The sequence below is a fragment of the Acidovorax sp. genome (assembly GCF_022763525.1).
In the GTDB taxonomy this organism is placed as follows: domain Bacteria; phylum Pseudomonadota; class Gammaproteobacteria; order Burkholderiales; family Burkholderiaceae_C; genus Acidovorax.
Genome location: NZ_JALEGG010000253.1, coordinates 1 through 14,790, shown reverse-complemented (window position 1 = coordinate 14,790; position 14,790 = coordinate 1). Strand labels below are relative to the sequence as shown.

At 68.3% G+C, this 14,790-nt stretch carries 14 protein-coding genes; 4 read left to right on the top strand and 10 right to left on the bottom strand.

The window, feature by feature from the left end; all coding sequences use genetic code 11:
- Positions 1–320: 320 nt before the first annotated feature.
- Positions 321–4,166 carry a DUF748 domain-containing protein gene (locus MRY84_RS19745; protein WP_291507392.1) on the bottom strand — a complete coding sequence of 1,282 codons (3,846 nt, stop codon included), beginning with the start codon at positions 4,164–4,166 and terminating at the stop codon, positions 321–323.
- 308 nt (positions 4,167–4,474) lie between these two features.
- Positions 4,475–5,227 carry an alanyl-tRNA editing protein gene (locus MRY84_RS19740; protein ID WP_291507391.1) on the bottom strand — a complete coding sequence of 251 codons (753 nt, stop codon included), beginning with the start codon at positions 5,225–5,227 and terminating at the stop codon, positions 4,475–4,477.
- Between the two features lie 82 nt (positions 5,228–5,309).
- Here MRY84_RS19740 and MRY84_RS19735 point away from each other — a divergent pair, with 82 nt between their 5' ends.
- The 3 genes from MRY84_RS19735 to MRY84_RS19725 all read left to right on the top strand — a co-directional run bounded on the left by MRY84_RS19735 (position 5,310) and on the right by MRY84_RS19725 (position 7,224).
- Positions 5,310–5,657, top strand: coding sequence for a hypothetical protein (locus MRY84_RS19735; protein ID WP_291507390.1), 348 nt, complete (start codon positions 5,310–5,312; stop codon positions 5,655–5,657).
- A 203-nt stretch (positions 5,658–5,860) separates the two neighbouring features.
- A complete protein-coding gene (locus tag MRY84_RS19730) occupies positions 5,861–6,724 on the top strand; it encodes a creatininase family protein (RefSeq protein ID WP_291507389.1) in 864 nt (287 codons plus the stop codon).
- 35 nt (positions 6,725–6,759) lie between these two features.
- Positions 6,760–7,224, top strand: coding sequence for a GNAT family N-acetyltransferase (locus MRY84_RS19725; protein WP_291507393.1), 465 nt, complete (start codon positions 6,760–6,762; stop codon positions 7,222–7,224).
- Positions 7,225–7,385: 161 nt separating this feature from the next.
- Here the strand turns inward: MRY84_RS19725 and MRY84_RS19720 are convergent, their stop codons facing one another.
- Positions 7,386–8,057 carry a histidine phosphatase family protein gene (locus MRY84_RS19720; protein ID WP_291507388.1) on the bottom strand — a complete coding sequence of 224 codons (672 nt, stop codon included), beginning with the start codon at positions 8,055–8,057 and terminating at the stop codon, positions 7,386–7,388.
- Positions 8,058–8,230: 173 nt separating this feature from the next.
- On the opposite strand from MRY84_RS19720, the gene MRY84_RS19715 reads away from it, so the two are divergent.
- Complete coding sequence (locus tag MRY84_RS19715) at positions 8,231–8,698, top strand: DUF2846 domain-containing protein (RefSeq protein WP_291507387.1); 468 nt, start codon at positions 8,231–8,233, stop codon at positions 8,696–8,698.
- A 67-nt stretch (positions 8,699–8,765) separates the two neighbouring features.
- Here the strand turns inward: MRY84_RS19715 and MRY84_RS19710 are convergent, their stop codons facing one another.
- From MRY84_RS19710 to MRY84_RS19680, 7 genes are all read right to left on the bottom strand, one after another.
- Positions 8,766–9,758 carry a threonine dehydratase gene (locus MRY84_RS19710; RefSeq protein ID WP_291507386.1) on the bottom strand — a complete coding sequence of 331 codons (993 nt, stop codon included), beginning with the start codon at positions 9,756–9,758 and terminating at the stop codon, positions 8,766–8,768.
- Positions 9,755–10,396: a LysE family translocator gene (locus MRY84_RS19705; RefSeq protein ID WP_291507385.1), complete on the bottom strand. Its 642-nt coding sequence runs from the start codon at positions 10,394–10,396 to the stop codon at positions 9,755–9,757. The genes MRY84_RS19710 and MRY84_RS19705 overlap by 4 nt, the downstream gene beginning before the upstream one ends.
- Positions 10,397–10,401: 5 nt before the next feature.
- Entirely contained in the window at positions 10,402–11,118 is a 717-nt protein-coding gene (locus MRY84_RS19700) for a VOC family protein (protein WP_291507384.1), read from the bottom strand.
- Positions 11,115–11,990 (bottom strand): PhzF family phenazine biosynthesis protein, encoded by an 876-nt coding sequence (locus tag MRY84_RS19695; RefSeq protein WP_291507383.1) that lies wholly within the window; start codon positions 11,988–11,990, stop codon positions 11,115–11,117. The genes MRY84_RS19700 and MRY84_RS19695 overlap by 4 nt, the downstream gene beginning before the upstream one ends.
- A gap of 204 nt (positions 11,991–12,194) precedes the next feature.
- Positions 12,195–13,058 carry a PhzF family phenazine biosynthesis protein gene (locus MRY84_RS19690; RefSeq protein ID WP_291507382.1) on the bottom strand — a complete coding sequence of 288 codons (864 nt, stop codon included), beginning with the start codon at positions 13,056–13,058 and terminating at the stop codon, positions 12,195–12,197.
- Positions 13,059–13,071: 13 nt separating this feature from the next.
- On the bottom strand, positions 13,072–13,701 hold the full coding sequence (locus tag MRY84_RS19685) for a glutathione S-transferase (protein ID WP_291507381.1): 630 nt from the start codon (positions 13,699–13,701) through the stop codon (positions 13,072–13,074).
- A gap of 156 nt (positions 13,702–13,857) precedes the next feature.
- The coding region (locus MRY84_RS19680; RefSeq protein ID WP_291507380.1) for a PLP-dependent aminotransferase family protein at positions 13,858–14,790 on the bottom strand (933 nt) is incomplete at its 5' end.

Below are 14,790 nucleotides of genomic sequence, written 5' to 3'. Positions count from 1 at the left end.
CTCGGCGCGCACGTATGGCGTGGTCACCACGCTGGTGGACTGGCGGTTGGTTTTTGCACTAAATTGGGCACTGGCGCTTGTCCAATAAGCGCTGGCAGCTATCAAAAGCAGAGTAAACGCCAGGCGATGGGCCAGGCGATGGAGTAGGCGGTCGAGCATGGTTGCGGTGTGGGAGCAGGCGCCGCGCCGTTGGTTCCGGCACCCGCCTGTCGATTCCAGTGACCCGCCATTGTGCGCGGTCCCCGGGAAGACCTTGAACAGGGTCCAAGAACCAGCGCGCCCCTCGCAACCCGCACGACAGCCAGCACATTGCCCCGGGGCTACCGGGTACTCAGGCTCAGTTCTGCGCGGGGCGAAGGATTGGGCTGGGTGCCCGCCTTGGGGGCGGCCACGAAGATCCGGTCGGCCGGGAGTTTTTGCGACAGCAGGTAGTCGCGGATCGCCTCCCCGCGGTTCTGTGCCAGCTCGGCCGCCGTGCCCTGGGTGGCACGCTGGTGGGCCAGCAGCAGGGCTTCCATCTCGGCCACGGGCAGGTCCTTGGCCAGGCCGATCAGGTTGCGCGGCTTGGCAATGTCGGCGCGGCGGTACACCTCTTTCAGCAGCGCGGGGTATTCGGCGGGCGAGACGGGCGCGGTGTCGGCGGGGTTCGCGCGGCGCTTTTCGGCCAGCACCAACTGCTGCAGGCTCTCGCGCTGCATGCCTTCGCGTTCGGCCTCCAGGCTCGCGGTGCCGGTCACGGTGATCGAGATCGTGGGCCGGTCGGCCAGGGCCTTGACCACCTTGTCCAGGTTCTCCCGCGCCTCGGGTGAGAGCGCGTCGCTGCCCGGCGCGAAGTCCACGTGGCTCATCTCGCTGCCGCTGCCCCCCAGCGCGTTGGCCAGCAGGCTGAATGGCGCGGTGAGCGCCTTGCCGATCAGGTTGACGATGATCCGCCCGATGACCGGCCCTAGGCGGAACTGCGGGTCGTTCAGCGAGCCGCTGATGGGCAGGTCCAGGTCGATGACGCCGTTGCGGTCGGCCAGCAGGGCCACGGCGAGTTTCACAGGCAGGCTGTTGGGGGCGCCCTCCACCGGCTCGCCAAAGGTCAGCTGGTTGAGCACCAGCCGGTTGCTGGCCGTGAGCTGGCCATTGGGCAACACCTTGTAGTTCACGTCCATGCTGAGCTTGCCCCGTTCGATGCCGTGGCCGGCGTACTTCACCGAGTAGGGCGTGAGCGGCGGCAGCTCCAGGCCCTGCACCTTGCCCACGATGTCGAGCGCGAGCGGCTTGGCCAGGGGGTTGAGCTTGCCGGTGACTTCGAGCGATGCCGAGCCCTCGGCGCGGCCGCGCAGTTCCAGGTCGGCCAGCACGGGCTCGCCACCGGGCGCCTCGGATGAAAACGCGCTCAGCCTGCCGGTCAGCTGGGACAGGTCGGCCGAATAGTTGGGCTTGATGAAAAAGTCGGAGAACAGCACCTTGCCGTTGACCAGGCTCACCGGGCCAAACACCACCACGGGGGCGAGGGGGTTGGACTGGGCTACGGCGGCAGCGGCGGAGGCCGTGGATGCCGCCAAGGCGGGGGCGGAGGCTGCGGGCGCCGCTGCCGTGGTGGCTGCGGCTGCGGCATTGGCCGCCTGGGCTTCGGCCGGGGTCTTGGCGATGTCGCTCAGGTTGATGCGGCCGGCTTCGTTGACCGTGATGCGCGCGAAGAAGTCGACCAGGCTGGTCTCCTTGACCTCCACGCGCGGCGCGGTGCCTGGCGCGGTGGCCACCGAGAGGCCCCGCAGGTTCAGGCTTTTCCAGGCCAGCAGCTCCTCGCCCACCTGGGCTTCGGTCTTGGGTGTCGATGCGGCGGTGCTGTTGGCCTGGAGTTCCTCGATCACCGCATCGCCCGACAGGCGCAGGCTGGTGCCTTTGTCCGTCTGCGCCAGCGCGACCTGTCCCCGGTAGCCCACATCAGCGCGCAGCAGTTCCACTGCCAGCTGGTCGGCCAGGTAGCCGTCCAGCGTGTGCAGGGGCAGGCGGCTGGCCTCCAGTGCGCCCTGCATGGCCAGTGGCTGCAGCGCCAGCGTGCCCTGGTAATCGAGCTTGCCGGGCGCAGCCTTGCTGGCGCTGCTTCCCTTGGTTGGCGCCGCTGCACGGGCGGTGAGCTGGAAAGCTTCAGGCTTGCTGCCGTCAGTGGCCAGATTGCGGGCGGTGATGCCCAGGGCGGTCACCTCCAGCGCCACCGGGCGCTGCGTTGCCTTGTCGGCCAGCGAGACGGTACCGCCTTGCAGGGAGAAGTCGGCTACGCGCAGCTTCCACGGAGCGGCGCCGGTGGGCGGGGCAGAGCCGGCGGCGGTAGTGTCCGGCGCGGCGGGCGTGGCGGCGATAGGTGTGGTCTTGAGCCAGCGCTCGAACATCCAGCGCCCGTCCGCACCGCGTTCCACCGCCAACTGCGGCTGCGTGATGGCCAAGCGCTCCAGCGTGGCGGTGCGGGTGTCCAGCGGCACCTCGGCTCCGGCGATCTCGAGCTTGCCCAGGCTGGCCAGCGTGGCCTTGCCCTGCTTCACGGCCAGCTGTTCCAGCGCCAAAGGCCCGGCCTGGATCGTGATGCCCGTGGCGCCTGCCTGCGCGGCTTGGCCGGCCTGGGATGACGGCGCCTGCCACTGCACGCCGACGTCGCCGGTGAGCTGGCCGGTCACCATGGGCTCCAGCGTCTGGGCCAGGTAGGGGGCCGCCATTTGCAGCGGCAGCGCGTTCAGAGTGGCGCGGACGACGGCCTTCTGGTCGGTGGCTTCGCCGGTAAAGCGCAGCGGGCTGCCCTGCAGGTTGAGCCCGCCCTGGAAGGTGAAGGGCTTGGCGTTCTCTTTGGCGAAAGGCACGGCCAGGCCGGTGGCGTCGAGCGTGAACTCGGTGGCCTGCAGCGCCGCTGCCGGGCGCGTGGTCTGGTCGGCCCAGCGCAGGGTGCCACCGCGCACGGCGGCCGTAGCCACCTCCACCACCCATGCGGGTGCTGCCTTGGGGGCCTTGGCCCTGACTTTTGCTTTGCCGTTGCCTTGGGAGGCGGGGGTCGCCGGGGCCGATGCAGTGCTCGCAGAGGCCTCGGCTGCCTCTGGGGCTTCGGGCTTGCCCGGGGCTGGTGGCAGAGAGGACTGTGCGGGCAGCGCCAGTTGCGCCAGGTTGATCTGGCCCGCAGCGTCGCGCGTGGCCGTGACCACCGGCTCCGTCAGCTCCACATGCCGCAGGCGCACCACCTGCTCCAGTGGGCGGACGTCGGCCATGTCGATCTTGAGGCTTTCGTAGCGCAGCAGGTCGGCGCCCTGGCGGTCGGTCAGGTGCACCTTGCCGGCCTGCACGCTGCCACTGAGCTTCAAGGCCATGCGCGGGTGCTGCTCGAAAGCCACTTTCACGTCCGCATCCAGGGTGGCGCTCTGCACCCGGATGGGCAGGTTGGCGGGCAGGTAGCCCAGGTAGGGCGCCAGGTTCAGCCCGTCCAGGCGCAGCTGCGCGTCGGCCTGGCCGGTCTGCGCAAAGGGCGTGCCCTGGGCGGACGAGTCGAAGTGGCTGCCGTTGAGCGCGAACGCCAGGTGGGGCTCCACCTTCACGTCGCGCTGCGAGGGCAGGGTGCTGATGAAAGGCACCGTGAGGGCCAGCGCGCGCACCTCGTGGGTCTTGCCCACGGCTTTGTCGGTGAAGTCGACGCTGCCGCCCGAGAGCGCCAGGTTGTACAGCGCCAGACGAGCGGGGCCGGTGTCGGGCTCGGATGCATCGGCTGGCGCCGTGAGCCTGGCAAGAATGTCGTCCACGTCATACCGGCCGTCGCCCAGGTGGGTGAGGCGCAGCGCGGGGTTCTCAATGGTGAATGCATCCACCACGGGCGCCCAGCGCAGCAGCGACTGCAACTCGCCATCGGCGTAAACACGGCCAATGGTCAGCTGCGGCGGTGCACCGTCGGCACCCGCCACGGCCACGTCGCGCAGCGCGAACTCCAGGCTCCAGGGCTTGAAGTCGACGGCTCCCACGGTGACGGGCCGGCCCAGCTGCTCGGAGGCCGCGCGTTCCAGCGGCCCCTTGGCCAGGGGTGGCACGGCGATCCAGGCCACGAGCCAGAACACGATCAAACCGACCAATGCGCGAACGGCAGGGCGGAACCAGCGGTGCTGGCGCAGGGAGGCGAACGAGACAGGGCGCAGGGAGATCGGCATGGCGGCAGGGCAAGGGTGAGCGCTGCAGCTCTGGAGGAACCGGTCATCACAGCCCCAAGGTCAGTCAGGCTGGTGCTGCGCGCGGGCGCTATTGTCCCTGTTGTTCGCCCCCCTGCGTAAGCCAATGCAACTGGCGGGTGCGGTGGCTCAAGATTGTTGACGGTCGAGCGCGCAGGTCGTTGTTTCGCTCACTGGGCAAAGCACGGCACCACCCTGCGGGTGGTGGCTCAGGACCATGTCTTTTGGTGCGCCCTCACTTGTGCTGTGCACAAATGAGTGCACCCCAAAGAAAAGCGCTTTCGCCTCGCTCACTGGGCAAAGCCCAGCACCACCCTGCGGGTGGTGGCGCTTTTCTTTTCAATCTTGGTCACCACGATGGGGCCGATCTCTGACGTATTGGCCACGTGCGTCCCGCCGCAGGGCTGCAGGTCGATCAGTGGCGCGCCACCTTCGCCGCCGATGCGGATGGTGCGGATGCGCCCCGTGCCGCGCGGGGGTTGCACGCTCATGCTCTTGACCAGGGCGGGGTTGGCGTCCAGTTCTTCGTCGCTGATCGAGGCCACGGTGAGCGGGTGCGCAGCAGCGACCAGGGTGGCGATGGCGGCAGTGAGCTGTTCCTTGTCCAGCGGGTCGGTCATCGCAAAATCCAGCCGCGCATAGTCGGGCGTGATGGAGCAGCCGTTGACCAGCTGCGGCACCACATGGCACAGCAGGTGCGATGTCGTGTGCAGGCGCATCATGCGGTGGCGGCGCTCCCAGTCGATGCGGGCGGTGACGGCCATGCCAGGCGCCAGCTGCGCCACGCGGTCTTCCTGCCCGGGGGCGGGGATGTGGACGATGTCGCTGGTGGGATGGCCGTCGGCGTCCTTGCCCTTGCGGGTGTCGGCGATGGTGATTTCGGTACCGTCCTCCAGCACCAGCACGCCACTGTCTCCGGCCTGGCCGCCGCCCAGGGGGTAGAACACGGTCCGGTCCAGCACGATGCCGGCTTCGGCGGTGGCGGTGATGTGGGCGCTGCATTCGCGCAGGTAGGCGTCTTGGCGGAAGAGGTCGTGGGTCATGCGGCGATGGTAGCGGGATGGGCGGCAGCGCGGGGTGCGTAGCCCGGCGCTAAGCTGGCGGGCATCTCTTGCCGAGGCATTCATGAACGCACCTGCTTCCACCGCTGCCGCCATACCACCTTCGCGCACGGCCCAGCGGATGGCCTGGGTGTTGGACGGTCTGCTGCTGATGCTGTGCGCGCTGCTGGTGGCCCTGTCGTACTACGGCTTCACGCTGTACTGCGAAAGCTTTGGCTGCCTGGGCCGGGGCCTGGTGTGGATGCTTTGGGCGGTTTTGGCCGCTGGAGGCAGCGCCATGGCGCTGGGTGTGCGCGCATGGCAGCGGCACCGGGGTCTGGCCGTGCGCGTCAGCGGCATGGCCCTGGCGCTGATGCTGGCGATGGGCGCAGGCCACTTTGCATATTGGCTGGCTACCACAGCGCTGCGGTAGCGGCGGGCGCTAAGAGCCTGTTGACCATCTCGCAGGGGTCGCGTTGGAGCGCCATCGTGATGGACGTGGATGCTTCGGGTGCGCCGCATGGGCTCATGCCCATGCAAGCAGCCCGGGCGTCAAAGTTCAGAGTTCATCAGCCCGATTTCGCTCCAACCCTGCGCGACCCCTGGGAGATCGTCAACAGGCTCTAACATCGCACCATGACCGATTCTGCCGCGCCTCCATCTGCCGCTGCCCCGACATTGCCTTCCCGCTTCTGGGCTGAGCTGTCCACCCGCGACTTTGCCGCGCTGCAGGCCAGCGGCCAGGCCGACAGGGTGGTCGCCGTGCTGCTCGTAGCGGCTGTCGAGCAGCACGGCCCGCACCTGCCGCTGTCGGTGGATGCCACCCTGCTGCAAGGGGTGGTCGATGCGGCGCTGCCGCAACTGCCTGCCGACCTGCCCGCGCTCTTCCTGCCGCCGCAGAACGTGGGCCTGAGCCCCGAGCACATCCGCTACCCCGGCACACTCACCCTGTCACCCTCCACGGTGATCGCGCTGTGGACAGAGATCGGCGAATGCGTGGCCCGTGCGGGCGTGAAGAAATTGCTGCTGTTCAACGGCCATGGCGGCCAGGTGAGTGTGATGGACATCGTGGCGCGCGAGTTGCGCACGCGTTGCGGCCTCATCGTCTACAGCGCCAGCTGGTTCAGCCTGCCGTTGCCCGATGCGGTGGCCGGCCAGTTCAGCGCCCAGGAGCACCGTTTCGGCATCCATGCGGGCGAGATCGAGACATCCATGATGCTCCACTTGGCCCCCGGCACGGTACGCATGGAGCATGCGCGGGATTTCCGCTCTACTTCGCAGGACCGCTCGGAGCGCTACGCGATTCTGGGCAATGGCAAGAGCGCCAAGCTGGGCTGGCAGATGCAGGACTACCACCCGGCCGGCGCGGTGGGCAATGCGGCGGCGGCCACGGCTGCCAAGGGGCAGGCGGTCGTGGAGGCCGCGGCACAGCAACTGGTGGCGCTGTTGCAGGAACTGGCGCAACTGCCGCTGCAGACCTTGCGCCCCGACACCGAATGAGTGCGGGTGTGCAACCCCCATCGTCTCCACCCTGCGTGCCGATGATCCGCCACGCCATCTTTCCCGATGACCTGCCCACGGTCACCGCGATCTTTCGGGAGTATGTCCAGAGTCCCGCCGCCAATCTCGACTTTCAGGACTATGAGCAGGAGTTCTCAGCGTTGCCCGGCAAGTATGCGGCGCCCGACGGCTGTGTCCTGCTGGCCGTCATCGACGGCGGCGTGGTGGGCTGCGCGGCCCTGCGCCGTGTGGATGACGCCGCCTGTGAGCTCAAGCGTGTGTATGTGCGGCCAGCAGCCCGGGGAATGGACTTGGGGCGAAGGCTGGTCGAAGAGATGCTGCGCGTTGCCCGCCAGGCGGGCTACCGGCGCATGTGCCTGGACGTGCTTCCCGAGTTTGTCGCGGCCCAGCGGCTCTATGAATCGCTGGGCTTTGCCGAGGCAGAGCCGGTGAGTTTCAACCCGGTTCCGGGAACCCGGTTCCTGGCGCTCGAGTGGTAGGGCCCTGATTGCCAGCCCCAGGTAACGCGCGGTCCGATTCGTAGCAGCAGGCGCGGCCCCATGGCCGCAGCCAGCACGTCCGCAACCTCAGTTTTCGATAGCTGCCTGCGCTGGGCATACCAGCTGTTGAGACCGGAAAGACTGCCTCAAGAAAATGGGCCTCACGCGTGCGTGATCCACTCCAGGTGAGGCGCCTCGTTCAGGTGCGGCAGCGTGTTGAAGGTCTGCAGCATCAGCCGTTTGGGCGAGATGGAAAACTCCGTCACTGCGCTGTTGCGGATGCGCATGTTCAGCGCGATGGTCACTTCGGGCGCCGTGCCCAGCACTTCACCGACCGCGGCGGAGATGGGCCCCCCGCTGCTCACCAGCAAGACGTTCTGGCCCGCGTGGTGATGGCGCACATGGTCCAGCACGGCCCGCACGCCGCTGGAAAATTCGAGCCAGCTGGGCATTCCCTGAGGGCTGATGACGCCGGCCATCCACTGCGCCAGCGCGTCGCACAGGATGCGAAAGTGCGCCCGGTACCGCTCGGGCGTGTCGGCCTTGCCCAGGGGCTGAGGGTGGATGGCGGCGATCAGCGCATGGCTGTCGTACTCGTTGAGGCCGGGCCAGCGCGTGACCTCCGGCAGGGTCTGCAGGCCCTCGGCAATGCCGTCCAGTGTTTCGGTGTGGCGACGCAGGGTGCCCGTCATCACGGCATCAAACGCCAGTCCGCGCGCGCGCCAGTACTCGCCCAGGCGCACGGCCTGCTGCCGCCCGCGGGGGCTGAGCACGTCATAGTCATCCGCGCCAAACGAGGCCTGGCCGTGGCGCACGAGATAGAGGGTTCCCATGTGCAGATTGTGGCCAAACCATGTTCACGCACTTGTCGCTGGAGCGACTGATGCTATTGAATTTATAGCAACCCGAGCGCCTTGGTGGTCACTACAATTTCCGCCGCAAGACCAGAGGGAGGCGGACCCCGGAGTTCGGCCAGTGGATCTTGCTTGTCTTTTAATCCACACCAATGAAGAAAATCACTTATCTCGCGCTGGCACTTTCCGTGCTGATGACCGGCTGCGCATCGGTCGACATGGCTTCCAAAGAACAGTCCGCCAAGGCCAAGGAATTCCAGCAACCGCCCGAGGGCAAGGCTGGCGTCTATCTCTATCGCAACAGTGCACTGGGCCGGGCGCTGATCAAGGACTTGCGCATCGACGGCGCATGCGTGGGCGCCAGTGCGCCGGATGTATTTTTCTACGCCCAAGTCGAGGGTGGGAAGAAGCACACGGTAGAGACGGCTTCGGAGTTTTCACCCAACAAGCTCGAACTCTTCTTCGAGTCGGGCAAGAACTACTTCATTCGGCAGTTCATCAAGATGGGCGTGTTTGTGGGCGGGGCTGACCTGGAACAGGTGTCCGAAGCACAGGGCAAGGCCGACGTTGCCAAGCTGGAGATGGCCCAGGGCGGGAAATGCAGCCCGCCCGTCAAGTAAGGCGCAGGCCAGCGGCGTCTCCATCCATGGATGGTGAGGAAAAGGGGCGGCAGGCCCCTTTTTCTTTTCATGGGCGCGCGAAGTCCAGCACGCCGCCGAACACCGGCGCATCGACGTTGCCGCCCGTCAACGCCAGCCCCACGTTCAGGCCCTTCAAGCGGTCTCTTTCCTGCAACGCCGCTGCCAGCGCCGCCGCCCCCGCTCCCTCGGCCACGTTGTGCGTGTCGGTGAAGATCGCGCGCATGGCGGCGGCAACCTCGGCGTCGCTCACCTGCACGATGTGGTCGATGTGCGGGGCCAGCACGGCCAGCGCCTCGGCATCGGCGACGCGGCAGGCCATGCCGTCGGCCAGCTGGGTTGTTACCGGGGCTTCGACCACCCGGCCTGCGGCGAGCGAATCGGCATACGTGGTGGCATGGCTGCTGACCACGCCCACCACGCGCACGGGGTGCTGCAGGGCCAGCTTGGCGGCAATGGCCGAGCAGGCGCCCGAGCCCTGGCCGATGGGCACGTACACCACATCCAGCTGCGGCACGGCGCGCAAAAACTCCCACCAGTAGGTGGCAACGCCGCGCAGCAGGTCGGGGTGGAAGCTGGGCACCATGTGGGCGCCGCGCTGGGCGGCGAGCTGGATGGCGTGTTCGCGCGCCTCCTGAAAGTCGTCGCCGTGTTCGATGAGGGTGACGCCTAAAGCGCGCATGGCCGCGTTCTTCTCCACCGAGTTGCCCCGCGGCACGACGATGGTGCAGGCCACGCCGTGGCGACGCGCGGCCCAGCCCATGCTCTGGCCGTGGTTGCCGCGTGTGGCGCTGATCACCTCGGCGGGCAGCGCGCCGCGCTGGGCGAGCTGGTCGAAGTAGGTCAGGCCCCCGCGGATCTTGAACGCGCCTACGGGGGTGTGGTTCTCGTGCTTGAGCCAGCAGTCGGTGCCCAGGCGCTGGCTCAGCAGGCCCCAGCGGTATTGGGGCGTGGCGGCGAAGTCGCGGTACACCACCTCGGCGGCGGCTTCGATGTCGGACAGGGTGGGCAGCAGGGCGGTGGGGTCGAGGCGGGTGTTCATGCGGCGGCTTTCTTTTCCGTCAACAGTTTGAGGGCGAGCAGACCGAGGACGGTGCCCATGAAGTAGCGCTGGGCGCGCGTCCAGGCAGCATTGCGGTTGAGGAACAGCGCCACGCGCGCGGCGCCCAGCACCAGCAAGGAGTTCACAGCGGCGCTGGTGCAGATCTGCACCGTGCCCAGCGTCAGGCTTTGTTGCAGCAGCTGGCCGCGCTCGGGGTGCAGAAACTGGGGGAAGAACGACAGGTAGAACATCGCGACCTTGGGATTGAGCAGGTTGGTCATGAAGCCCATGAGGAACAGCGTGCGCGGGCTGTCGTGCGGCAGGTTGCGCGCTTCAAACGGCGCGGCGCCGCCGGGCTTGACGGCTTGCCAGGCCATCCACAGCAGGTAGGCGGCACCAGCGTAGCGGATGGCGTCAAACGCCAGCGGCACGGCAGCCAGCAGCGCGGTGAGGCCCAAGGCAGCCGCCAGCAGGTGCACCACAAAGCCCAGCACCACGCCCGCCAGCGAGATGAGTCCGGCGCGCGGCCCCTGGGTGAGGCTGCGCGAGACGCAGTACACCATGTTGGGGCCGGGCGTAAGCACCAGGACCAGCGCGGCCAGGGCGAAGAAAAGCAGTTCTTGCGGCGAAAACAGCATGGTGGTCAGGCCTGTGGGGTGAAGGATGTGATGGCGACAGGCCCGCGCGGGGTGCTGAGCTGCGCGGTGATGCGGGGCACGCCACCGGCGGCAACCCCCACGCAGCTCGCCACGCCGATGGCATCGCACGCCGCCTGCAGCGTGGCGGCCTGCGGGTGCTGCAGGGCCAGGGACTGCAGCTGCACGCCCGACGCGGGCAGGCTGTCGCAGGGATGCACGGCGCCCCACTGGATGAGCGTGGGCAGGCAGCCGTCCATCAGGCGCAGGCCGTCCTCGCGCACGGTGATCTGCCACTGCAGCAGGCCGTTGGGCGTGGGGCGGTTGGCCGTGAGCACGGGGCCGCGGTCGATGTCCAGCGCGGCCAGGGCGGCGCAGCGCTCGGCCACGTCGGGCACGCTGGCCACCCAGTGGATGAGCTGTGGGCCGTGTGCGGCCACCTGCTGCTGCAGGGTGGCGTCATCCATGTCAAACCAGCGCCTGGCGCTTGCTGGACGAGCGCTGGAAGCTCCTGGATTGATAGCAATAATTTCCAGATAGGCGCGCGGGTGCGCGGGGCTGGACACATTGAAGATGCGGTTGTGCGTGCCCATCAGCGGGTGCTCGCCACCGGCCGTGGGGGTGATTCCGAAGCTGCGCTCGCACCAGGCCACGCCGCTGGCCAGGTCGGCCGCGAGCACGACGAGGTGGTCCACGCAGGGCGCGTGCACTGCGGCGGCGGTCACAACAGCACCTCGCCGGAGACGCAGGTCACGCTGCTGCCGCCCACCCAGATCGTGTCGCCGTCCTGCTGCACATACACGCGCCCCGCCCGGCCCAGGCATGTGCCCTGGGCCGCCACGTACTGCGCGGGGGCCAGTCCCGCGCCGATGAGCCACTGCGCGAGGGCTGCGTTCAGGCTGCCGGTGACGGGATCTTCGGCCAGGCCGTTGTTGCCGGGGAAGAAGGCGCGCACTTCAAATGCAATCCCTTCGGCGTCCGTGCTGCCGATCACTCCCACTTTTCCGCGCGGGCCGACCACGCCCACATCCAGCTGGCCGAGGATGCTGGCATCGGGCTTGAGCGCGCGCACCTGCTCGGCCGAGCGCAGCATCACGCCGCGCCAGTTGGGGCCGTTGTCGCACCAGGCGTGGTGCAGGATATCGCTGCGCGCCACGCCCAGGCCCTTCGCAATCAAGGCAACATCTTCTTCGGCCAGCGGACCGCTTTTGATGAGCGGCGGCGCGGCAAATGCCAGGCGCGCGCCGTCCTGGCGCAGCGTGACCAGGCCCACGCCGCATTCCTGCACCACCTTGCCCGCCGCCTGCGGCTGGCCGCCGGCCTTCAGCCAGGCGTGGCAGCTGCCCAGCGTGGGGTGGCCGGCAAAGGGCAGCTCGCGCCCAGGACAGAAGATGCGCACGCGGTAGTCGGCCCCGGCGGCACGGCCCTCGGGCGTGGGGGGCAGCACGAAGGTGGCTTCGGACAGGTTGGTCCAGTTCGTGAACTCCTGCATGGCTTCGGTGGACAGGTCCGTGCCGTCCAGCACCACGGCCAGCGGGTTGCCGCGGTAGGGCTGCTCGGTGAAGACGTCAACTTGCTGGAAAGGGCGTTGGTGCATGGGCGATTTCATCCTTCGCAAGGGCCGCATGTCAAAAACTGGCGCGGCGCAGACCAGTGCACCCGTGGAACTGGCTTTGCCAGGCCACCGGGTGCGCCCCCTTGGGGCTGAGGCTTGAGGTTCCGAGCCTGCCTGCGCAGGCTCGGACAGGCCGAAGAGGCCGCGCCTCTGGCGCGAGCCACCGAGCCTTAGCCGCTCAGGGGGTCATAGAAGTACTTTTCCTTCGATGCAGGTGACGGCCTGGCCGCCAACCCAGATCTGGTGATGCTCGTCCTGGCGCACATGCACGCGCCCGGCCCGGCCCAGGCATTCGCCCTGGGCCACCAGGTAGCGTTTGGGCGCCAGGCCGTCGGCGATCAGCCATTCGGCCAGGCTGGCGTTCAGGGTGCCGGTGACCGGGTCTTCAGGGTTGCCCATGGGGGCGGCGAAGGCGCGCACCACGGCGCCGGGCTGGCGGGTGTCGGCGGCTGTGGGCCCCACGTGGATCACGCCCACGTCCTGGCCCAGGTCCTTCAGGCGCGCATGGTCGGGGCGCAAGCCCAGCACGGTCTCGGCGCTGTCCAGCAGCAGGCCCAGCCACACGGGGCCGTTGTCCAGCAACTGCGCGCCCAGGATCTGGTGCGGGCGCAGGCCCAGGGCACTGGCAATCAGCGGCACCAGCGCCGGGCTGGGTGCGCTGCGCTTGAGCGGGGGCGCGGCAAAGGCCAAGGTGCCATCGGCATGCGCAATGCGCACCAGGCCCAGCGCGCACTCCTGGATCACCATGCCGTTCTGGCTTGGGGCGTTGCTCGCCTGCAGCCAGGCGTGGCAGGTGCCCAGTGTGGGGTGTCCTGCAAAGGGCAGCTCGCCATTGGGGCTGAAGATGCGCAGCCGGTAGTCCGCTCCCGCGGCGCGTCCCGCCTCGGTGGGTGGCAGCAGAAAGGTGGTTTCCGACAGATTGGTCCAGGCGGCGAAGCGGCGCATGTCCGCATCGTCCAGGCCTTCAGCATCCAGCACCACGGCCACCGGATTGCCGTAGCCGGGGCGGTGGCTGAACACGTCGATCTGCTTGAAGGGGCGCTGGTGCATGGTGGCTTCGGAGTCAGGAGAGAGGCAGGTCCAGCACGCCCCGGGCGCCGGGGCGCGAACTGACCGCGTTGTACCACCGCTCCAGATGCGGCCGTGCCGGGCGCTCCTGCGGCAGGCCCCACCAGCGGTGAATTTCGCAGCCCACGGGGATGTCGGCCATGGTGAAGCGCTCGCCCGCCATGAAGGGCTGGCGGGCCAGGTGGGCGTCCAGCATCGCCATCAAGGGTTCGGTGGCGGCCACGGAGGCGGCGATCAGCGCGTCGTTGCGTTGCGCAGCGGGCGTGCGGATCCACTGAATGAAGGCGTCGCGCCCGGCCGGATTGAGCGTCGTCTGCTGCCAGTCCATCCACTGCTCGGCCACAAAGCGATCGCGCAGGCTTTCGGGGTACAGGCCGGCTGGCGAATGCCGGGCGCACAGGTAGCGCACGATGGGGTTGGATTCCCACAGCGTCACGCCCGTTTCGTCGTCTTCGACCAGCGGCACCAGACCGTTGGGGTTAAGGGCGAGGTAACGCGGCTCGCGCACGATGCCAAACTGCCCGCCAGCGTCGGTGCGCTGCACGGCAGAGAGCCCCAGTTCCTGCACTGCCCAGACCACCTTGCGCACGTTGATGGACGACAGGCGTCCCCATATCCTTAGCATGCTTGATTGACTTTCATGGTGAGTTGCGCCATCGCTGGTGTGTGCTGCGGGCGCGGCCACGTGAGGTAGCCGCGGAACTGGCTTGGCCAGGCCGCTGGCTGCGTCCCCCTCCCGTAGCGCGCAGCGCGTAGAGAGAGGGGGAAGCGGCGCAGCCGCTCAGGGGGTGGCACCTCTAATTGCCGCGGCCAGCGCAGCGATACCCGTGGCGATCTGCTCGGCCGTGGAGGTCACGAACGACAGGCGCAGCGTGCGCGGGTCAGCATTGTCGGCATAGAAAGCCGCGCCAGGCACAAAGGCCACGTTGCGCTCCACCGCCTTGGGCAGCAGCTCCACGGCGCTCATGCCCTCGGGCAGGCGCACCCACAGGAACATGCCGCCGTCGGGGCGGTTCCAGTGCACGTCCAGGCCCTGCATTTCCTTCGTCAATGCGGCCAGCATGGCCTCGCACTGCTGCTTGTACAGCGCGCGGATGGTGGGTACGTGGCGGTCCAGGAAGCCGCCCTTCATCACTTCGGCCACCAGACGCTGGTTGTAGCCAGGGGTGTGCAGATCGGCCGCCTGCTTGGCCTGCAGCAGCTTCGGGTACACGGCCTTGGGTGCCACCATGAAGCCCAGGCGCAGGCCGGGGGCCAGCACCTTGGAGAACGAGCCCATGTAGATGCAGCCTTCGGGGTTGCGGGCCGGGAGTGGTGCGGGTGGCGGGTTGTCAAACCACAGGTCGCCGTAGGGGTTGTCTTCCACCAGCGGCAGGCCCAGTTCGGCGGTGGCATTGACCAGCGCGGCGCGGCGCGCATCGCTCATGGTGCGGCCGGTGGGGTTCTGGAAGTTGGGCAGCACATACAGAAAGCGGGCCTTGTCGGCGCCTGTGCCCACCTTGGTCTTGAGGTCGTCCACCAGCACGCCTTCGTCATCGCTGGCCACGGACACCACGGTGGGCTCCATGGGCGTGAAGGCCTGCAGCGCGCCCAGGTAGGTGGGGGTCTCCACCAGCACGCGGCTGTCCGAGTCGATGAGCACCTTGGCGATCAGGTCCAGCGCCTGTTGCGAGCCGGTGGTGATCAGGATCTGGTCGGGGTTCACGTCCCAAGG

Excerpts from the sequence above, each read along its gene's own strand:
- MRY84_RS19745 (WP_291507392.1), bottom strand. The coding sequence starts at position 4,166 with ATGCCGATCTCCCTGCGCCCTGTCTCGTTCGCCTCCCTGCGCCAGCAC.
- MRY84_RS19740 (WP_291507391.1), bottom strand. The coding sequence starts at position 5,227 with ATGACCCACGACCTCTTCCGCCAAGACGCCTACCTGCGCGAATGCAGC.
- MRY84_RS19735 (WP_291507390.1), top strand. The coding sequence starts at position 5,310 with ATGAACGCACCTGCTTCCACCGCTGCCGCCATACCACCTTCGCGCACG.
- MRY84_RS19730 (WP_291507389.1), top strand. The coding sequence starts at position 5,861 with ATGACCGATTCTGCCGCGCCTCCATCTGCCGCTGCCCCGACATTGCCT.
- MRY84_RS19720 (WP_291507388.1), bottom strand. The coding sequence starts at position 8,057 with ATGGGAACCCTCTATCTCGTGCGCCACGGCCAGGCCTCGTTTGGCGCG.
- MRY84_RS19715 (WP_291507387.1), top strand. The coding sequence starts at position 8,231 with ATGAAGAAAATCACTTATCTCGCGCTGGCACTTTCCGTGCTGATGACC.
- MRY84_RS19710 (WP_291507386.1), bottom strand. The coding sequence starts at position 9,758 with ATGAACACCCGCCTCGACCCCACCGCCCTGCTGCCCACCCTGTCCGAC.
- MRY84_RS19705 (WP_291507385.1), bottom strand. The coding sequence starts at position 10,396 with ATGCTGTTTTCGCCGCAAGAACTGCTTTTCTTCGCCCTGGCCGCGCTG.
- MRY84_RS19695 (WP_291507383.1), bottom strand. The coding sequence starts at position 11,990 with ATGCACCAACGCCCTTTCCAGCAAGTTGACGTCTTCACCGAGCAGCCC.
- MRY84_RS19690 (WP_291507382.1), bottom strand. The coding sequence starts at position 13,058 with ATGCACCAGCGCCCCTTCAAGCAGATCGACGTGTTCAGCCACCGCCCC.
- MRY84_RS19685 (WP_291507381.1), bottom strand. The coding sequence starts at position 13,701 with ATGCTAAGGATATGGGGACGCCTGTCGTCCATCAACGTGCGCAAGGTG.